General features: G+C 66.5%; 14 protein-coding genes and 1 pseudogene. 12 read left to right on the top strand and 3 right to left on the bottom strand.

Annotated features, from left to right (window positions below; genetic code table 11):
- Positions 1–110 precede the first annotated feature (110 nt).
- Positions 111–2,471 carry a TonB-dependent hemoglobin/transferrin/lactoferrin family receptor gene (locus tag ACVOK1_RS00175; protein ID WP_481560640.1) on the top strand — a complete coding sequence of 787 codons (2,361 nt, stop codon included), beginning with the start codon at positions 111–113 and terminating at the stop codon, positions 2,469–2,471.
- Between the two features lie 156 nt (positions 2,472–2,627).
- Here the strand turns inward: ACVOK1_RS00175 and ACVOK1_RS00170 are convergent.
- Both ACVOK1_RS00170 and ACVOK1_RS00165 read right to left on the bottom strand, forming a co-directional pair.
- Positions 2,628–3,593: pseudogene (locus ACVOK1_RS00170) on the bottom strand (AMP-binding protein); the annotation flags it as partial.
- Entirely contained in the window at positions 3,524–3,976 is a 453-nt protein-coding gene (locus ACVOK1_RS00165) for a triple tyrosine motif-containing protein (protein ID WP_481560740.1), read from the bottom strand. The gene ACVOK1_RS00165 and the pseudogene ACVOK1_RS00170, both read right to left, overlap by 70 nt.
- Before the next feature lie 2,032 nt (positions 3,977–6,008).
- Between ACVOK1_RS00165 and ACVOK1_RS00160 the strand changes: the two genes are divergently transcribed.
- The 5 genes from ACVOK1_RS00160 (at position 6,009) to ACVOK1_RS00140 (ending at position 11,393) form a co-directional block, all read left to right on the top strand.
- Positions 6,009–6,350: a hypothetical protein gene (locus ACVOK1_RS00160; protein ID WP_108768896.1), complete on the top strand. Its 342-nt coding sequence runs from the start codon at positions 6,009–6,011 to the stop codon at positions 6,348–6,350.
- 80 nt (positions 6,351–6,430) lie between these two features.
- Positions 6,431–7,762, top strand: a complete 1,332-nt coding sequence (locus ACVOK1_RS00155; protein ID WP_481560639.1) for an alginate export family protein — start codon at positions 6,431–6,433, stop codon at positions 7,760–7,762.
- Positions 7,756–9,399, top strand: a complete 1,644-nt coding sequence (locus ACVOK1_RS00150) for an MFS transporter (protein WP_481560638.1) — start codon at positions 7,756–7,758, stop codon at positions 9,397–9,399. Before ACVOK1_RS00155 ends, ACVOK1_RS00150 begins: the two co-directional genes overlap by 7 nt.
- Before the next feature lie 526 nt (positions 9,400–9,925).
- Entirely contained in the window at positions 9,926–10,879 is a 954-nt protein-coding gene (locus tag ACVOK1_RS00145) for an alpha/beta fold hydrolase (RefSeq protein ID WP_481560637.1), read from the top strand.
- A gap of 88 nt (positions 10,880–10,967) precedes the next feature.
- On the top strand, positions 10,968–11,393 hold the full coding sequence (locus ACVOK1_RS00140; RefSeq protein ID WP_481560636.1) for a hypothetical protein: 426 nt from the start codon (positions 10,968–10,970) through the stop codon (positions 11,391–11,393).
- A gap of 55 nt (positions 11,394–11,448) precedes the next feature.
- Here ACVOK1_RS00140 and ACVOK1_RS00135 read toward each other — a convergent pair whose 3' ends face one another.
- Positions 11,449–12,009: a fasciclin domain-containing protein gene (locus ACVOK1_RS00135; protein ID WP_200751050.1), complete on the bottom strand. Its 561-nt coding sequence runs from the start codon at positions 12,007–12,009 to the stop codon at positions 11,449–11,451.
- Positions 12,010–12,321: 312 nt separating this feature from the next.
- Between ACVOK1_RS00135 and ACVOK1_RS00130 the strand changes: the two genes are divergently transcribed.
- From ACVOK1_RS00130 to ACVOK1_RS00105, 6 genes are all read left to right on the top strand, one after another.
- Entirely contained in the window at positions 12,322–13,689 is a 1,368-nt protein-coding gene (locus tag ACVOK1_RS00130) for a putative bifunctional diguanylate cyclase/phosphodiesterase (protein ID WP_481560635.1), read from the top strand.
- Between the two features lie 62 nt (positions 13,690–13,751).
- Complete coding sequence (locus ACVOK1_RS00125; RefSeq protein ID WP_481560634.1) at positions 13,752–15,011, top strand: SHOCT domain-containing protein; 1,260 nt, start codon at positions 13,752–13,754, stop codon at positions 15,009–15,011.
- 219 nt (positions 15,012–15,230) lie between these two features.
- Positions 15,231–16,529, top strand: coding sequence for a chloride channel protein (locus ACVOK1_RS00120; protein WP_481560633.1), 1,299 nt, complete (start codon positions 15,231–15,233; stop codon positions 16,527–16,529).
- Between the two features lie 290 nt (positions 16,530–16,819).
- Positions 16,820–17,179: an HVO_A0114 family putative DNA-binding protein gene (locus ACVOK1_RS00115; protein WP_481560632.1), complete on the top strand. Its 360-nt coding sequence runs from the start codon at positions 16,820–16,822 to the stop codon at positions 17,177–17,179.
- A gap of 98 nt (positions 17,180–17,277) precedes the next feature.
- Positions 17,278–18,090, top strand: coding sequence for a serine hydrolase domain-containing protein (locus ACVOK1_RS00110; protein WP_481560631.1), 813 nt, complete (start codon positions 17,278–17,280; stop codon positions 18,088–18,090).
- Positions 18,087–18,497, top strand: coding sequence for a hypothetical protein (locus ACVOK1_RS00105; protein ID WP_481560630.1), 411 nt, complete (start codon positions 18,087–18,089; stop codon positions 18,495–18,497). The genes ACVOK1_RS00110 and ACVOK1_RS00105 overlap by 4 nt, the downstream gene beginning before the upstream one ends.
- The last annotated feature ends 31 nt before the right edge of the window (positions 18,498–18,528 follow it).

Here is an 18,528-nt window from a genome sequence, read left to right as displayed (position 1 = left end):
ATTACTCCCAGCAACGCAGACCGCGCCGCACCCCGGCGCTCCGCAGCCAGGAACGCCCCGGGCCACATCGCCCACGGGCACAACCACCTTCCACAACTGCGGAGTTCCCGATGAAACTGCAACCCTCACTGCTGGCCCTTGCCGTCGCCACCAGCCTCGCCGTGCCGGCCCTCGCCCGTGCGGCCGCGCTTGAAGCCGACAGCACCCTCGACACCATCCAGGTGACCGAGACGCGCAAGAAATCCGACAACCAGAAGGTCACCACGCTGTCGGCCAAGAACCTGCAGCAGCAGGGCGCGCAGAGCATGGAGGACGCCATCCGGTACGTGCCCGGCGTGGAAATGGTCGATCTCGGTCGCGCCGGTTTCAACGGCTTCAACATCCGCGGCATGGAAGCCGACCGCGTGTCCATCACCCTGGACGGCCTGAGCTTCCCGCAGAGCATGGACCCGGGCACCTACCAGCCCTATGAATTCTTCCGTTCCGGCCGCGGCAGCGTCGATCTGGAAGCAGTGAAGACGGTGGAGATCATCAAGGGCGCCGACGCGATCACCGCCGGCAGCGGTGCGCTCAGCGGCGCGGTGATGTTCACCACCAAGGACCCGGCCGATTTCCTCAAGGCCAGCGGCAACGACAGCTTCGGTTCGGTGAAGTACGGCTACACCGGTTCCAGCGACGAGAACATGGGTTCGCTGACCCTGGCCAACCGCACCGGCAGGTTCGAGTCGCTGCTGGTCTACACCAAGCGCGATGGCCACGAGACCGAATCCTGGTACGACACCACCATCGATCGCCTTGGCCCGGGCCGCCGCACGCCCGATCCGGTCGACCGCGAGAGCGACAACCTGCTGTTCAAGGTCAACTTCCTGGCCACCGACACCCAGACCCTGGGTGTGGTGTATGAGCGCGCGCGCTCCACCAACGATCTCGACAACTGGACCCGCAGCGATGGTACCGGTTCGTACTTCTTCCGCAGCGCCGAAGACCGCAGCGATCGCGACCGCTACGGCCTGAAGTACACCTGGCGCGCGGACAACGCGCTGTTCGACAGCATGGAAGCCACCGCCGACTACCAGAAGAACTACATCCAGGGCCAGACCAACGTGCTGGTGGCCAACGGCACCGCGGCCACCTATGGCACCCGCTGCTCGACCACCGATCCGTGCTCGCGCCAGGAAAACCGCTGGGACACGCAGAAGCGCAACCGCGTCGCCCTGGACTTCGACAAGAGCCTTGAAGCCGCCGGCCTGCGCCATGACATCGTCTACGGTGCCGCCTGGCAGCAGGCGAAAATCCACTGGAACTCCGTGGACTCGCGCTGGGGCAACGATGGCAGCCTGTTCACCCGCGATACCGATCCGTCGCTGTGGCCGGACACCCGCGAGACCGACCTGACCGCCTACGTGCGTGACCGCGTGCGCCTGCTCGACGACCGCCTCAGCCTGACCGGCGGCCTGCGCTACGACAGCTACAAGTACACCCCGGAGACCTCGGCCGGTAGCAATGGCCAGTCGGGCTACGAGGACGACGCAGGCAGCGTCGGCGTCTCCAAGTTCTCTTCGCCAACCTGGAACCTGGGCGCCGAATTCAAGTTCACCGACACCCAGTCGCTGTGGGTGCAGGGCGGCCGCGGCTTCCGCGCGCCGGGCGTGAATGACATGTACGGCAGCGCGTCCAGCACCGACTACACCCGCGTGTCCTTCGGCGCCACGGTGTCGTTGCCCGATGGCAGGAGCAACCCGGACCTGGATGCCGAGCGCAGCCTGAACCTGGAAATGGGCTGGCGCTTCCAGAGCGATCGCCTGCGCGTGGGCGTGTCGGTGTTCCGTGACAAGTACAGCAACTTCATCGACACCGCCCAGTACCTGGCCGACGAAGGCATCCAGTACCGCAACAGCCGCGGCGTGGTCAGCAACGGCTACACCTACACCATGCCGATCAACCGCGGCGACGTGGAAGTGAAGGGCGTGGAAGCCGAGGGCATGTGGCTGCTGGCCGATGACTGGCTGGCCCGCGTGGCCTACTCGTACAACGAAGGCACCGACAACGACGGCGAGCCGCTGGCCAGCATCATCCCGGCCAAGGCCGTGGGCGGCCTGACCTACAACGCGCCGTCGCGCCGCTGGAGCGTCACCGCCAACATCACCCACCAGCAGCGCAAGGACCCGTCGGACTACGGCAAGAGCATCACCAACGGCAGCTACGGCGTTGAAGTGGTGCCGGTCTACGCCTACAAAGCGCGCGAGTACACCCTGCTGGACGTGTTCGGCAGCTACGCCATCACCCCGAAGATCAACCTGACCGCCGGCGTCTACAACGTGCTCAACAAGGAGTACTACCTGTGGAACCGCGTGCGTACGGCGGGTGCCGGTACCGCGATCTTCCAGGGTGCAACCAGCCCTGATGGCATCGGCCGCTGGTCGCAGCCGGGCCGCAACGTGCGCTTCACCCTGAGCTACGACTTCCTGTAAGCAGGGCAGGGGTCGGATCCCTTTCCGCAGGAAAGGGCTCCGACCCCGTTGCACAAGAATCATCCACGCGCGGCGTGGATCTACTGAGGGAGTTCCGCCTTGGTAGATCCACGCCATGCGTGGATGAACCGGCCGGTCCACGCGGTTTGGTTGGCGTCAGACGGTGCTTGGATCATGTAGACCGCGCAGCTTCTTCTTGTTGATCTTGCCCACGCTGGTCCGTTCCAGCGACTCCACGAACGCAACCCGTTCGGGAATCGCATAGCGCGAAAGATCACCGGCACGGCTGCGCGCGGCGATCAGCTCGATGATCTCGGCTTCGCTCACCTCGCGTCCCGCATGCCGCACCACCAGGGGCAGGGGACGCTCGCCCCATTTCGTGTCGGCGATACCGATCACCGCCACCTCGTTCACCGCCGGGTGCAGGGCGATGATGTCCTCCAGCGCCAGCGAGGAGATCCACTCGCCACCGGTCTTGATCACATCCTTGATGCGGTCGGTCACCCGCAGGTAGCCACCGGCATCGATGTTGCCGATATCCCCGGTGTGCAGGTAACCACCGGCCCACAGCGCGGCCGATGCATCAGGGTTGTGCAGGTAGCCCTGGGTCAGCCAGGGCGCGCGCACCACCACTTCACCGGTGGCGACACCGTCGTGGGCCACGTCCTGCATCTCCGGATCGACGATGCGCAGATCCACCAGCGGCACCGGAATGCCCGCCTTGGTCCGCAGCGAGAGTTCCTCCTCCGCATCGTCCAGCGCGTCCACATCGATCTGCGCCAGCGTCAACAGCGGGCAGGTCTCGGACATGCCATACCCCCCGAAGATGTCGACGCCCAGCGCCAGCGCACGCTGCGCCAGTGCCCGTGGCAGGGCCGCGCCGCCGATGATCACCTTCCACTGGCTCAGGTCGATCTGTGCCGCGCTGGGGTGTTCCAGCAGCATGTGCAGGATGGTAGGCACGCAGTGGGAGAACGTCACCTTCTCGCGGTCGATCAGGGCCAGCAGGTTGCCGGGCAGGTAGCGGCCCGGATAGACCTGCTTGATGCCCATCAGGGTCGCCACGTAGGGCACGCCCCACGCATGCACATGGAACATCGGGGTGATCGGCATGCCTCGCTGGCCGCGATGACCTCGAACGTATAGGTGCCCGGGCCGAGATTGGTGTAGTAGGCGGTGGTGGCACTGCCGGCATCGCGCCAGCCCGCATCGACGCGGGACAAGCGGTAGCGGTAACGATTGCGTTCCGGCCGCGCGAGGGACTGGGCGATGAAATCGATCTGCAGCTGGGTGATGCCGGCGGGGATCGTCGCGCCGTCCGCCAGCGGCGCCTGCTCATCGCCATAGTGGACGTTGCCGATGCTGGTGACCGGCGCCGAGCGGCTGCGGTTCGGTTTCAGGGTGTCCAGCCATGCCAGGCCCTGGTTGGTGCCCAGCCACAGCAGGCCATCCGGCGCAAGCTGGGCGGTGGGCAGCGGCCCGCTCTGCAGCGCAACGCCCGGCATGCCATCGACATCATCGAACAGGCGCGGGGAGACCACGACGCCCTGGGTCGCGCTTTCCAGTGCGGTGGAAAGATCGAGCCGCACAAGGCCGCGGCCGCCATTGAGCCAGAGCTGCCGTGAGCGATCCACCACGATGCCGGTGATGCCTTCCAGCACGCCGGCAATATCGGTGCGGACGGCGCTGAACGCCGAAGCGCCACGGCGGATGGCCAGGCCTTTCTCACCTGCGACCAGCAGCAGGTTACCCTCCGCCAGGATCGCGGTGATCGGCCCGACGTCCAGGCCGTCCTTCTTGCCCAGGGTCTGCAGCCGCGTACCGTCGTAGAGCGCGACGGCGCCATCGGCAAACCCGGCGATGAGGCCGCCGCGACCATCCGGCGCCAAGGCGCTGCAGCTGTTGCGCTGCAGGTCTACCGGGCTGAGCCACGCGCCGTTGTCGTAGTGGCTGAGCAGGGTGCCCTGCACGCAGGCCCATGCTTCGTGCGCATTGGGGAAATACAGCGCCTGCGGCTGCAGGCCTTCGGCCGTACCCGGGAACGGGATGCGTTGCAGTTCGCGCCCGCGCCGCAGCACCAGGTTGGTCCATTCAAACTGCCAGAACGGTGTGCGGTTGGCGAGCGCCGCGGCCTGCAGGCCGGCGCGCGACAGGTCCACCGTCTGCCGCTGCAGCGCGTAGGGCACGGGATCTTCGCCATAGCCGAGCAGGTCGCCCGCGGAATTGCGGCTGACCACACGATACGGATCGTTCGGCCCCTCGGTGAGCGTGCGAACGCTCTGCGCGCGGAAGCGGCTGAGGCCGAGATTGGTGCCGATCCAGATGTTGCCTTCGCGATCCTCGAACACCGGCACCGCAGCTGGCGAGGTCAGGCCCTGGGCGACGTTGAAGGTTTCCATCGCCACCGCGGTCTTGCCGTCGAAGATTACCCGTGCGGTGCCGCCGATGCCGTCGATGCCGCGCATCGGCGCCCACATCACGCCATCGGAGGTGAAGACGAGGCGGCTGGCAACGATATCGGGAAGGCGGCGCGCCTCACGCTCGGTCTCCGGCAGCATGCCGTGGGCATCGGCAATCGGCATCGTGCCGCGGCCGCGGTCGGCCAGCCAGATTTCGCCGGACGGACTCTCGGCCAGCGTGGACATCTGTGCAACGCCGATGCCGGTGGCGATGAATCGCGCGCCGCCCTTGGGGATGTACCAGACCTGCTGCCCCACCAGTGCCCAGAAGGTGCCGCGTGAGTCATTCAGCAGCCAATGGCCACGTCGCTCGGGCACGCCCATCGAGGCCGGCAGCTTCTCCCAGCGGCCGTTGATGAAGCGGCGAAGGCCCTGTTCCACGGCGGCCCAAAGCACACCCTGGTCGTCATAAGCAAAGCTGGAGACCACGCCGGGGGGCACGCCTTCGGCGCGCTGGTACGTTTTCAGGTGTCGCCCGCCGGTGAGGTGGCCGATGCCGGCGTGGTAGTAGCCGATCCACATGCTGCCCGGGCGGTCGGCAAACAGGGTGATCATGTTCAGCGAGGGCGCATCGGCGCCGGCCACGCTTTCCTGGCGCTCGAAGCGCTGGCCATCGAAGGTGTAGAGACCCGAGCCGGTGGCCAGCCAGAGCTTGCCGGTTTCGTCCTGCTGGATATCCCAGATATCGCCCGGTGCGCCCTGACCGGCCCGCCACGCGGTGTGGTTGTAACCGCTGAAACCCACGTGGACCGGCGGATGCTGCGTGGCCCAGGCAACGGAACACACGGCCAGCAGCGCGCTCAGGATGAGCACCCGGATGGCGCGGCGGGTGACGGCGCGGCAGAGGATCATGCGGAAATACTGCGGGGATGCGGCGAGGTAGGGGAGGGCTCCCGGTGCGCGGACAGCGGCCAGCCAGCAGGAGCGGGGCGAGCTTAGCACCCGGTTGCAGAGGGCAGCCATAACGCATTGGCAGTAGCTGCCGGTGCCGCGCATGGGCGCGATATACCCCGTTCGGGGCAGGCGGAAACCGATTACACCGGCTACTAATGCGCTTCATGGCTCAGGGGGAGCGATCTTGCAGCGGCTTTACGTGATGTTCCCTGACAGGGCGCCCGGCATCGGGCTGCTCTGGATGCGCCTGTGCCTGGCCGCGTCGCTGTGCCTGTCGATCGGCGATGACCCGTGGCACACCGCCGTCTCGCTGCTGGTCTCGGCGCTGGTCGCGGCCGGATGGCTCACCCTGTTCGCCGTGCTGCTGGCAACCGGCGTGATGCTTTGGAGCGGGCCGTTGACCGCTCTGGTCCTGCTTCCGCTGGGCCTGTTGCTACTTGGGCCGGGCGCGTATTCCCTCGATGCCTGCTCCTTTGGCCGGCGCGTGATCGACCTAGTTGGCGCCGCACGTAACCCGAAAGAGTAATCAACGCGGCCATCCAACAGGGCTACGCCGCCACGCGAAGCACCGTCAAGCTGTGCTGCCCCCACGAACCCCTGCGGTCGATGGCCCACACCGTTCCCTCCGAAGCCACGCGGCCAGCGAAGGCTGCCCGCCAGTGTGCGGTACTTCTGCCCCTGGCCCTGCTGGCCACGCCGTCACTGGCGCTGGCCTGTGATGGCGGCGCCTGCACCGACGTCGGCGATGGCCAGCTGCAGCTGGATGCCTCGCTGCGCCTGCGCGGCATGTACTACGACCCGACCCGGTTCGGCATCGGCGAAAGCGAGGACGGCTACGGACTGCTGCGCGCCCTCGCATCGGCGCGGTACCGCCAGGACAACTGGCAGACCATGCTGCAGCTGGGCGCCCATGCCGAAGAAGGCAAGGCCGGCGGCCCAGGCAAGACCGACCGCGGTGCGCTGGACATCCAGCAGGCGTACTGGCGCTGGGAAAACAACGGCATGCATGTGCAGCTGGGCCGGCAGGAAGCCGGCTATGGCAGCTCGCGGCTGCTGTCGGTGCGAGACGGGCCGAACATCCGCCTTGCGTTCGACGGTGCACGCGTCGGTTGGGCCGGTCGCCTGGGCAAGCTGGACCTGATGGCGCTGCGCGCGGTCGAGAACCGCCCGGGCGCTTTCGATGACCGCGGTGAACATGGTGCGCACCTGTGGGGTGCCTACGTCACCACCGCCCGCGGCCACGGCCCAGGCCAGTGGGACCTGTACCTGCTCGACTACCGCCGGGAGGCGGGCCGCTTCGCCGCTGGCAGCGGCATCGAGCGCCGGCAGACAGTAGGTGCACGCTGGTTCGCCCGCGCAGGTGGCCTGGACTGGAACACCGAACTGGTCGCGCAGGGTGGCGAGCTGCGCACGGCGGCGGCCGACCTGGACATCCGTGCCTGGACTGTCGCTACCGATACCGGCTGGCAGTGGCAGAACGTGCCGCTGCAGCCGCGGGCGGGCGTCAAGGCGGACATCGCCAGCGGCGATGGCAACCTGCACGATGGTCGCCTGGGCACGTTCAATGCGTTGTACCCGAAGTCGGCTTACTTCAGCGAAGCCAGCCTGCTGGCCCCGGCCAACCTGATGGACATCCAACCCACGCTGGCCCTGCGCCTGCATGAAAAGGTGACCACCGAACTGGGCGTGCAGCTGGCCTGGAAGCACCGCCGCGCCGATGCGGTCTACACCACGCCGGCGCCGCTGGTGGCACTGCCCGGTACGGCGGGCGGCCCCCGTCGCATCGGCCATCAATACAAATCCGAAACACGCTGGCAGGCCAGCGAATACTGGCAATGGCAGCTGCAGCTGGCCTGGATGGATGCGGGTCCTGCGCTGAAGCAGGCCGGTGGCCAGGACACGCTGTTCGCCTCAATCGTTGGAGCATGGCAATGGTGAATGCAACCGCATCACAGAACTCTTCCCAGGCCGGCGCCTGGTCCCCGCTGAAGATCGGCATGTTCCGATCGCTGTGGCTGGCCATCCTGGCCAGCAACATCGGCACCTGGGTCAATGACGTAGCCGCGGCCTGGGTCATGGCCGAGCGCACCGGCTCGCCGTTGATGGTGGCTCTGGTGCAGTCCGCCACCACGGTGCCGATCGTGCTGCTGGCGCTGGCCGCCGGCACGCTCGCCGACATCGTCGACCGCCGCAGGTACCTGATAGTCACCCAGGGCTGGATGCTGCTGGTGGCACTGGTGATGGCCGTGCTGACCCACCTGCAGATGCTCAGCCCGGAACTGCTGGTGCTGCTGACGTTCTGCATGGGCTGCGGCGCGGCGATGGCGATGCCGGCCCAGGCCGCGATCGTGTCCGAACTGGTGCCGCAGCCGATGCTGGCGTCGGCGGTGGCACTCAACTCGATCGGCATCAACATCGCGCGCTCGATCGGCCCGGCCATCGGCGGCGTCATCGTGTCCCAGCTCGGTGCCATGTACGCGTTTGCCTTCAACGCCATCACCTTTGCCGCCATGCTGGCGGTGGTGTGGGCGTGGAAGCGCGACGCGACCGCGTCCAGCCTGCCGCCGGAAGGCTTCGGTGCCGGCCTTAAGGCAGGCATCCGTTACGCCACCAAGGCCGGCAAGCTGCAGGCGGTGCTGATCAAGTCGGTCGGCTTCTTCTTCTTTGCCGCCGCCGCCAACGCGCTGCTGCCGGTAGTGGTGCGCGGCCAGATGCACGGCGGGGCAGGGCAGTACGGCATGTTGCTGGGCTGCATCGGCATCGGCGCGGTCGGTGGCGCACTGCTGCTGCCCAAGCTGCGTGCCAAACTCGACCGCGACATGCTGGTGCTGCTGGCCACGCTCGCCCTGGCAGGCAGCCTGGTGGGCCTGGCGCTGCTGCGCAGCTGGTATCTGCTGCCGCCGGTGATGATGATCAATGGTTTTGCCTGGATCACCGTGCTGTCCTCGCTGCAGATCGCAGCGCAGACGTCGGTGCCGGCCTGGGTGCGTGCGCGCGCCCTGGCGCTGTACATCATGATCTTCTCGGCCGGCATGGCCGCCGGTGGCCTGAGCTGGGGCGCACTGGCGCAGCAGACCTCGCCGGAGCTGGCCCTGCTGGTGGCCGCCATCGGTGCGGCGGTCGGTGGCCTGCTGGTGTGGCGCGTGCGCATTGCCGGCACCGAGGAACTGAACCTGCGTCCGGCCGGGCACTGGCCCGCGCCGGAGCTGTCGGTGGCCGTCTCGCATGATCGCGGCCCGGTGCTGGTCACCCTCGAGTACCGCATCGACGACGCAGACCGCGCGACCTTCCACAAGCACATGCATCAGCTGGGCATCATCCGCCGCCGCGATGGTGCGGTGGTCTGGGGTGTGGTCGAGGATGTCGCCAGCCCGGGCATCCACCTGGAGTATTTCGTTGCGGCGTCCTGGCTGGAGCATCTGCGCCAGCACGAACGCATCACCGCCGACGACAAGCAGATCCAGGAAGCGCTGCGGGCGCTGCACAAGGGCGAACGTGCCCCCGTGGTCCGCCACTTCGTAGGCGGTGGCGATGCCCCGGTGACCCTGCCGGCACACCACCACCAGGACATCTGACAACGCCGTTGTCTGCAGCGATGCGTTAGACCGCAGGGCGCCCCAACGTGCGCCCTGCGCACATGAGCCCTTCCGGAACTCTCCGATGCAGTCCCTGGCAACCCACACATCCACTGGCCTCATGCAGCTGGTCGACGAGGCGCTGCGCTCGAAGTCACTGCCCGAGCTGCAGACCTGGGGCCTGCACCGCGGGCTGACCTGCAGCGGATCGGTGCACCACGAAGACGCCGGCACCATCCGCGGGCGGATCGGCGAAGGCTACTTCGAACTGCTCTGGGAAAAGCCGAAGCCGCCGGCCCGTTGCGCCTGCATCGCCATGTCCTGCGCGCTGTGGGGGCCAACCGGGTTCTGGTGCTGGAGAAAGGGCGCATCGCCGCCAGTGGTTGCGACGCAGCCGCCTGCACGCGGCGCTGATCCGCACATCGGTGCAAGACGATCTATCAAGTATTGCGGACCATGCATCACCGAAACGCCCGGGCATCGGCGCACAGTACGTCCCACACCCCCCACCCAAGCGAGCTCCCCCATGAAAACGATCACCCGCACCCTGGCCGCTGCCGCGCTGGCCCTGTCGGTCCAGGCCGGCCTGTCCGCCCAGGCTGCCGAACCGGCCACGCCGGCCGCCGTCACCAGCATCGCGCGCACCGCCAGCTACATCACCACCGCCGATGGCGTGCAGCTGTACTACAAGGACTGGGGCCCGAAGGACGGCCCGATCGTCACTTTCAGCCACGGCTGGCCGCTGAACTCGGACAGCTGGGAATCGCAGATGATCTTCCTGGCCAACCACGGCTACCGGGTGATCGCGCACGACCGTCGGGGCCATGGCCGTTCCAGCCAGCCCTGGGATGGCAACGACATGGATCACTACGCCGACGACCTGGCTACTGTGATCAACACCCTCGACCTGCACGACGTGACCTTGGTCGGCTTCTCCACCGGTGGCGGCGAAGTGGCGCGCTACATCGGCCGCCATGGTACCGGCCGGCTCAAGAAGGCCGTGCTGATCAGCTCGGTGCCGCCCTTCATGCTGAAGACCGCCGACAACCCGAACGGCCTGCCGATCGAAGTGTTCGACGGCATCCGCAAGGCGCAGATGGACAACCGCGCGCAGCTTTACAAGGACATCCCGTCGGGCCCGTTCTACGGCTTCAACCGCCCGGGCGCGAAGGTCTCGCAGGGCCTGATCGACGCCTGGTGGGCGCAGGGCATGCAGGGTGGCCACAAGAACACCTACGACTCGATCGCCGCGTTCTCGGCCACCGACTTCCGCGCCGACCTGAAGAAGTTCGACGTGCCGACGCTGGTCATCCACGGTGATGACGACCAGATCGTGCCGATCGACATCTCCGGCCGCCAGTCGGCCAAGCTCATCAAGGGTGCGAAGCTGATCGTGTACCCGGGTGCGCCGCACGGCCTGACCGACACCCACAAGGACAAGGTCAACCAGGACCTGCTGACCTTCCTGCAGGAAAAGTAAGCGACAGGGGCCCCGGTTCTGCCGGGGTCCTCTGCTTTCCATCGCCGACGTCGCAGACCGTGAGACCGCCCTCCGTATTCTCTGGGCCATGCTTACCTCCTCTGCACATCACGGCTTCCAGCGCGCACCCACCCCGTCCGGCTGGGTGCAGACCGGCGAGCGCTGGGCGTTGTGGTGGAACGCGCGCGAAGTGGCCGCGGTCATCCCGGACGGGCGGCCCGGCGTCCGCCTCTGGATGAAGGGGCAGAAGATGTGGCAGACCAAGGATGTGCGTGCCGCCAGCATCCGCCAGGGCAAACGCTTCGCCGAGCGCTGGTGTGCCGCGCGGTTGTACCCCGAGCTGCCGTTGCGCGAAGCGGTTGCCAGGCTGGTGGAGACCGCGCCGCATGATCAGGCCCTGCCGTTACCGCCGAAAGAGCGCCAGCAGGTACGTCGTCTCGCCGACGCGGGCGGCCGGGATATTGAACGCATCAAGGAAGCACTGGACGCACGCCGGCCGCAGCAGGCGCACTGAGTGCTGTTGCCGCAGAGCGGAGCCCATGCATGAGCACGGGCCCCGCCGGCGGGTGTCACTTCGGCATCAGCACGCTGTCGACCACGTGCACCACGCCGTTGGACTGCATGACATCAGCGGTCGTCACCGAGGCCTTGCCACCCTTGGCATCGATCACCCAGACCTTGCCGTCCTGCAGCTTCACCGTCAGCGGCTCGCCCTGCACGGTCTTCAGCGTGCTGGTGCCACCGTGGCTGCGGGCGGCGGCGGTCAGCTGGGTCGAGGTGTAGGTGCCCGATACCACGTGGTAGGTCAGCAGCTTGGTCAGCTTGGCCTTGTTTTCAGGCTTCAGCAGCGTATCCACGGTACCGGCCGGCAGTTTTTCGAAGGCTTCGTTGGCGGGTGCGAACACGGTGAACGGGCCCTTGCCGCTCAGCGTATCGACCAGGCCGGCAGCCTTCACCGCAGCCACCAGAGTGCTGAGGTTCTTGGCCGTGGAGGCATTTTCCACGATGGTCTTGTTGGCATACATCGGTGCACCGCCCACCATCGGGTTGTCGGCGGCAAACACTGCAGGTGCGGTACAGGCGACCGCGATACCCGCGGCAATGGCAAGACGCTGGATCTGGCTACGCATGTTCGTATCCTCACTGGACGAGGCCGTTTGGCCTCTTGATGAATGCAGGGGTGCCTGCGGATAACGCGCCAGTGGCAGCTGTTGCAGCGCGTTGTGCCTACCTCTACGTGTCATCGAGGCCGGTTGGATGCGGCGGATTTCAAGCGTCTTTTGAATGGTTCAACGACGTTGACGAGGCGTGACGAGAATCAGCGGGCGCAGGGCGGGGCCGCGCCAGAAAATCGACACTATTTGGCCCGGGCGCGGGCTTTGCTACCCTTCGTCCGGGGCGCGACCACGCGCGCTCCGGATGCCAAGAGGATGCTTCGGTAGATGCCCAACAGAGCAGCGCGGAAATGGCAGGGCCTGCCGAAGTTCCAGGAGGCACCGCGCCGCAGGAAGATCGGCACTATTTTGAAGCTGGCCGGCGTCTCATGCATTCTCCTGGGACTGGGCTGGACGGCGTGCTACCTCTACGTTGGTCGCGCCGAGTTGGCCGCGCCCTTCCTTGGCGTGATGGCGGTCGGCATTCTCGCCTTGGCCCGCAGCCGTCGCGCCGATGCCACGTCTTTGCTGATGGTCGCTCACGGCGTCTTCCTGTCGGTGGTGGGCGTGGCGGTGATCGATGCGCCCATTGCCTGGGTGCCGCGCTCGGGGCACCTGTTCCTGCTTCCGCTTGCGGCGGGCGCTGCCTTCACCTTCGACGCGCGCGAGCGCTACGGTTCACTGGTGTTCCCGCTGGCCTGCCTGGCCACGTTCGCGGCATTCGCCATCGGTGCGCTGGATTTCCTGGCCCCCGGCACGTCGCCGCCAATTGAAGTGCGCGTGTGGGGCGCTCGCTCCAACACGGTCATCGCGATGACCCTGCTGGCTGCGATATTTGCGATCTACCGCAAGGACATCGGCAACCGGCTGCGCCTGGAGCGCGAGCTGGGTCGTTCAGTGCGCAACGGTGAGATCGAAGTGCACTACCAGCCGCAGGTGCGCGGCAATGGTGTGGTGACCGGCGTGGAAGCGCTGGTGCGCTGGCGGCGTCCTTCGGGCGAACTGCTGCCGCCGGGTGCCTTCATTGCGCAGGCCGAGGAAAGTGGCGCGATCCGTGACATCGGGCTTGAAGTGCTGCGCCAGGCCTGCGACCTGCTGGCGCAGTGGGCCAGCCAGGCAGAGACCCGCGACCTGCGGGTTGCCGTCAACATCAGCCCCATCCAGTTGCTGGACGACGGTTTCGTCGCAGCCATCAGTGCCGTCATCCGCGAGGCGGGGGTAAACCCGGCGTTGATCGAGCTGGAGCTCACCGAATCGGCGCTGTCGGCGGAGACCGCTGAGACGATCGAGAAGATGAAGGCGCTGGAGGCATTGGGCGTGACCTGGGCGCTGGACGACTTCGGCACCGGTTTCTCCGGCCTGTCCACGCTACGCACGCTGCCGGTACGCAAGCTGAAGATCGACCGCAACTTCGTTGACGAAGCCACCACCCAGGAACGCGCGCAGCACCTGCTGGGCAAGATCGTGGAGATTTCCCAGGTGATGGGCATGAGCGCGCTGGCCGAAGGCGTGGAAACCAGCGCGCAGCGTGACCTGCTGGTGGGTTTGGGTTGTGATCACTTCCAGGGCTATCTGTTTGCAAAGCCGATGCCGAAGGCGGAACTGGCCAGCTGGCTGAGAGGCCACTGTCTGGTGGTGCCCCGCAGCGCTGGCTAGAGCCCTCAGCTGCAGCAGGTGAGATAGCCCGCGTCCGCAGCTACAATCGCGCAGCACACGAGGTGCGATTGATTTATCAGGGGGAGTTTGTGTTCAAGGATGTTTTCCACTATTCGGTTCTCCTGGCGTCGGCTCTTGCCGTGTCTGGTACCTGCGCGGCGCAGAGTGGCAAAGAAGTAAAGGCGCTTGCCAAAGAGGCGGCGCAGACACTCCGGGCTGGCGGCGAGCCGATGGACAGGTGCGACCTGGGCGCTCGGCTGGATGACGCTGCCGTCGTGGTCGGTACGTACAACACCGAGGTACTGAGGCTGGGCGATCGGCTTCTTTCCGTCAATGGCAAGGAAATCACCGGGCAGGCTACCTCCACGGCGGTTGCCATCCTCAAGACCCTCTCACCGGGCTCCACCATCCCGCTCGCGATCGAGCGCAATGGTGCGAAGAGCGAAGTTCCGCTGGTCTGCGGTAATTCCCGGCCCCGCATCGAAAACCTGCTGGCCGGCCTGGATGCCGCTGCGCGTGGCAAGCCGCAGGAGTGCGCCGCCATCCTTGGAGAGCGCGACGATCAGGGCGCTTTCGGTTCGGAGATGCGGTTCCGCTGCCTTGCAGCCACCAAAGGCACCCAGGAGCGCCAGCTTGCGGGAGCCCGCTACGTCGCGCTGCAGGATGCCATCGCCGAAGCACACTGGAGCCGGCCGATGCGCGAGCGCGTGCTTGGCTCGTTGCGCCGTGGGCAAGCGCAGATCACTCAGGCGATGGGGGCTGACCGCTATCGGACGCTTGTCCGGGCAACCGAGCAGTGGCCGGGCGGAGAGACGCTTTACAAAGACTCCGAACCGGATTTCGCGATGTATCGCCAGGTGACCGAGCGCGCGGTACGCGCAAGGTTGATCGACCCGGATTCCGCCCGTATCGACATGCCCTACGGCTTCCTCGAGGGAGCCTGGCGGCCGATGTTCCAGAAGGAAGTCGAAGGCTATTGGACCTGCGGTACCGTCAATGCCAGGAACCGCATGGGCGGCTATGCCGGCACCAGTCCCTTTGTTGTGGTCCTTGGCGAGAGCGGGGTGGTCAAGTACCTGGAACTTGGCAACGGTGGGGACTACGACATCCTGGCCACGCAGTGCGCCAAGGGAGCGCAGCTCCTGCCGCCAGCTCCGGTGGAGACAGCGGCAGCCAGGGCGACGCCGGCCAGCAGCGGGGCCGCGTCCTCATTGGCTGACGAGCTGAAGAAACTGTCAGACCTGAAGGCCAGCGGCGTGCTCAGCGAGGCCGAGTTTGAGGCCGCAAAACAGCGCATCCTGGCGCCCGAACCCAAGTCCTGACGGAGCCACTGCGCCCGCCGCTCACGCGCCCCAGCGGTCTCCATTGGCCGCTGGGATGTCGGCCGGATGATCATCCGGGACTGTCGGACGTCGGGCTGTAACGCCAAGCACTGGTAGTGGCTGGCGCCAGATGTTTCCGGCCCAGCCACCCCATGCCGCAAGGTCATCCGCCACGGCGGCACCTTTCCCGGGCCCGCCAGACTGACCATACTGGTCCGCATGAACCCGTTCCGCCGCATCCAGGCCTCTCTGGCCGGCCACCTGCGCAGCGAGGCCTGGCGTCGCCGGGCCGCGCTGTGGATCGGCGCAGTAGCCGTCGCGCTGGTCGCGATCCTGTTCGCCAAGGCCAGCGATGCTGCGTTCGGTCTGTTCCAGCGCGCCATCGACCACTCGCCGTGGTGGGCGCTGCTGCTTACACCGGGCATCTTCGCGCTACTGGCCTGGTTGACCAGCGGCGCCCTGCGCCCGACCCGGGGCAGCGGCATTCCCCAGGTCATCGCCGCGCTGGAAAAGCCCGATGAGACCTTCCGCCAGGTCAATCTCTCGCCCGGCGTTTCCGCCGGCAAGCTCCTGTTGACCTCGCTTTCGCTGCTCGGTGGCGCATCGGTCGGCCGCGAGGGGCCCACCGTCCACGTCGGCGCCAGCCTGATGTATCTGTTCGGCCGCTGGTTCGGCTTCAAGGATCCCAAAGAGCTGTCGCACTTCCTGCTCGCAGGCGGTGCGGCCGGTATCGCGGCGGCGTTCAACACCCCCTTGGCAGGCATCGTGTTCGCCATTGAAGAGCTGAGTGGGCGCTTCGAGCATCGGTTCTCGGGCACGCTTTTGACCGCGGTCATCGTGGGCGGTGTGGTTTCGCTGGGCCTGCTGGGCAATTACACCTACTTCGGCCACGTGACCGCGCGCATGCCGTTGGGCCAGGCCTGGTTGGCCATCCTGATGTGTGGGGTGGTGGCCGGCCTGCTGGGCGGGGTGTTCGCCCGCATGGTGCTGGCCAGCGTTGCCGGTCGGCCGCGCTGGTTGGGCATGCTGCGGCAACGGCACCCGGTGCTGCTCGCCGCAGGGTGCGGGCTGGTGGTGGTCGGCTTGGCTGCGGCGTTCGGCGATGGTGCGTATGGCACCGGTTATGAGCAGGCACGCAGCCTGGTGCAGGGCCACGCCGAGGTGGGCCACGAGTTCGGCCTGATGAAACTACTCGCCAACCTGGCCTCGTACATTGCAGGCATTCCCGGCGGCCTGTTCTCGCCGGCACTGGCCGTGGGCGCCGGCATCGGCCACAACCTGGCCGCACTGATGCCCGCGGTCGATCCGCGCGCCTTCGTACTACTGGGCATGTGCGCCTACCTCACCGGCGTGACCCAAGCACCGCTGACGTCGGCGGTGATCTCGCTTGAGCTGACCGACAGCGGTGACCTGCTGCTGCCCATCCTGGCCACGGTGCTGATCGCCCGCGCCGTGTCCGGTCTGGTGTGCCCGGTGCCGATCTATCGCGGCCTGGCCGAACAGCTGCTTGTGAAGTGAAGCCCCGCCTGAGCGGGGCTTCATCGGGTGACTTCACATCCGGCTTGGCGCTACGGATCGCCGAAGGCTTTCATCCTGCGTGGCGAATGGCATCAAGCGCCACTGCCGGATCTGCTTCGGCATACTCTCCGGCCGATGCTCGGTAGTGCTGGCCGCTGGCCGCTGGCCGCTGGCCGCTGGCCGGCAAGCCATCAGCACACGTCTAACTGAAGCATGCGGTTGCGCGGTTTGTTCAATCCCACCCCGCGGCGGAACGCGAAACTAAGACGCCTCTCCAAGCGCTTGCTTCGATGAACGAGCCAGACGTCACTGACATCCACCCAGCGGCCACCTACCGGCGATGCATCATCGGCGGCGAACGCGAAGGGAGATCCTCGCCGCCTCAGTACGAGCCAGGCACGGTCTCGTTCTCATCGCTGTCCTCGTTGGCGGCGGTGTTGAGCGATGAGAACCGCCGCCTCCTGCACATGTTGTACCGGGTCAAGCCGCAGTCCCTGACCGAGCTTGCCGATTTGAGCGGGCGCAAGGTGCCGAGCCTCTCGCGCACGCTGAAGATGATGGAGAGCTACGGTATCGTTGAGTTGAAGCGGGAAGGGGTCGCGGTGGTACCTTCAGCCTTGGCCACCCGATTCACCGTGATCCTGGATTGAGGCGCGTCGGGCACGTTGCCACTGGGGCGCTTCCCTGAGCCCGTTTGCGGGTACAGTCAGCAGCTCTGCGCGGCATCTGCCGCCCAAAAGCGAGCAACATGAAAAGACTGGCCGCCCTGCTGCTTCTCCCAGCGCTCCTGCTTGCCGGTTCAGTCGGCGCCGCTCCCGCAGCACCGCAGGCCGTGCACGCAGAACGGCTCAACGCATTCCTCGACCAGGTGGAAGACAGCAACGCCGGTATCGGCAGCGTGTCCATCTTCAGGAATGGCCACGAGGTTTACGCGCGCAGCTTCGGCCAGAAGGAGCTGACTGGCGTCAGCTACAACGCCGATACCAAGTATCAGATCGCGTCCGTCACCAAAATGGTCACGGCGATCCTCGCCTTCAAACCGATTGAAGAAGGGCGCCTCAGCCTGGATGACAGGCTGTCGACGTGGTTCCCGGACATGCCGCCGGCCCAGGCAATCACCATCGCCAATCTGCTCGAGCGCACCAGCGGCCTGGGAAACTTCGCCATCAAGGACAGCACGGTCTGGGTGGTGGACAGGGTCAGCGAGCCGGCCATTCTTGATGAGATCAGGAAGCAGGGCGTCTCATTTGCGGCGGGGCAGGACACTGCCTATTCCAACTCCGCGTATCTGCTGTTGAGGATGATCCTGGATAAACAATCCGGCCGCACCTACGCCGAGATGGTGGCCGAGGACGCAGCGTTTCCCTATGGCGAGCGCCACTTCCTCGTCCATGGCGGCGATGTGCTGGGCTCGCACTCGCGGGTGATCTACAACCCGGATGACGGAACGGCCATTGCCTATTCCACCAATGGCGAGCGCATCCCCACCAATGACTTTCTCGCCACGATCGTGGGTCTGGCACCCACGGTAGTGCCGGCCGCTGGCCGGCAAAGCCCATGATGCCCCTCATCGCGACCGCCGCTGACTGGAAGAACGAACCGCTACCGGAGCGTCACACAACCCTGGCGCTGGACTTCCGAGTCGACGCCACCGAATCGGAGTGCGTACGAAAGGGGCTCATTCCCTTGGAGATGGAGGACAAGTGGTTCCTCTACTACACAGGGGAAACGCTCCACATGCACCGCAGCTGGACCGGCTTCTGCATCGCCCGGGTGCACTTCGTACCGGATGGCGATGGGCTGCGCGCGACCAGCGCCGAGGTCAACCGCGACCCTGATCAGTACACTGCCAGCGATGACCAAGCGGATATCGCGCTTATCGAGCGCATGGTGCGCGGGATGGAGGCTTCACAGCTGTACGCCGAACAGCGGCGGATATGCTTCGACAAGCCGACCCACATGCAGTGATCGCAGAAACCGACTCACATTCATGCAGCGT

The organism is Stenotrophomonas sp. STEN087, assembly GCF_056759115.1.
Note: the sequence above shows the minus strand (reverse complement) of the source record. Positions and strands in the feature narration are given on the sequence as shown.

What these genes read in the sequence shown, in the direction of transcription:
- ACVOK1_RS00105 (WP_481560630.1), top strand. Translation starts at nt 18,087, where the DNA reads ATGATGCCCCTCATCGCGACCGCCGCTGACTGGAAGAACGAACCGCTA.
- ACVOK1_RS00155 (WP_481560639.1), top strand. Translation starts at nt 6,431, where the DNA reads ATGGCCCACACCGTTCCCTCCGAAGCCACGCGGCCAGCGAAGGCTGCC.
- ACVOK1_RS00145 (WP_481560637.1), top strand. Translation starts at nt 9,926, where the DNA reads ATGAAAACGATCACCCGCACCCTGGCCGCTGCCGCGCTGGCCCTGTCG.
- ACVOK1_RS00115 (WP_481560632.1), top strand. Translation starts at nt 16,820, where the DNA reads ATGAACGAGCCAGACGTCACTGACATCCACCCAGCGGCCACCTACCGG.
- ACVOK1_RS00140 (WP_481560636.1), top strand. Translation starts at nt 10,968, where the DNA reads ATGCTTACCTCCTCTGCACATCACGGCTTCCAGCGCGCACCCACCCCG.
- ACVOK1_RS00165 (WP_481560740.1), bottom strand. Translation starts at nt 3,976, where the DNA reads ATGCCGGGCGTTGCGCTGCAGAGCGGGCCGCTGCCCACCGCCCAGCTT.
- ACVOK1_RS00150 (WP_481560638.1), top strand. Translation starts at nt 7,756, where the DNA reads ATGGTGAATGCAACCGCATCACAGAACTCTTCCCAGGCCGGCGCCTGG.
- ACVOK1_RS00110 (WP_481560631.1), top strand. Translation starts at nt 17,278, where the DNA reads ATGAAAAGACTGGCCGCCCTGCTGCTTCTCCCAGCGCTCCTGCTTGCC.
- ACVOK1_RS00130 (WP_481560635.1), top strand. Translation starts at nt 12,322, where the DNA reads ATGCCCAACAGAGCAGCGCGGAAATGGCAGGGCCTGCCGAAGTTCCAG.
- ACVOK1_RS00120 (WP_481560633.1), top strand. Translation starts at nt 15,231, where the DNA reads ATGAACCCGTTCCGCCGCATCCAGGCCTCTCTGGCCGGCCACCTGCGC.
- ACVOK1_RS00175 (WP_481560640.1), top strand. Translation starts at nt 111, where the DNA reads ATGAAACTGCAACCCTCACTGCTGGCCCTTGCCGTCGCCACCAGCCTC.
- ACVOK1_RS00135 (WP_200751050.1), bottom strand. Translation starts at nt 12,009, where the DNA reads ATGCGTAGCCAGATCCAGCGTCTTGCCATTGCCGCGGGTATCGCGGTC.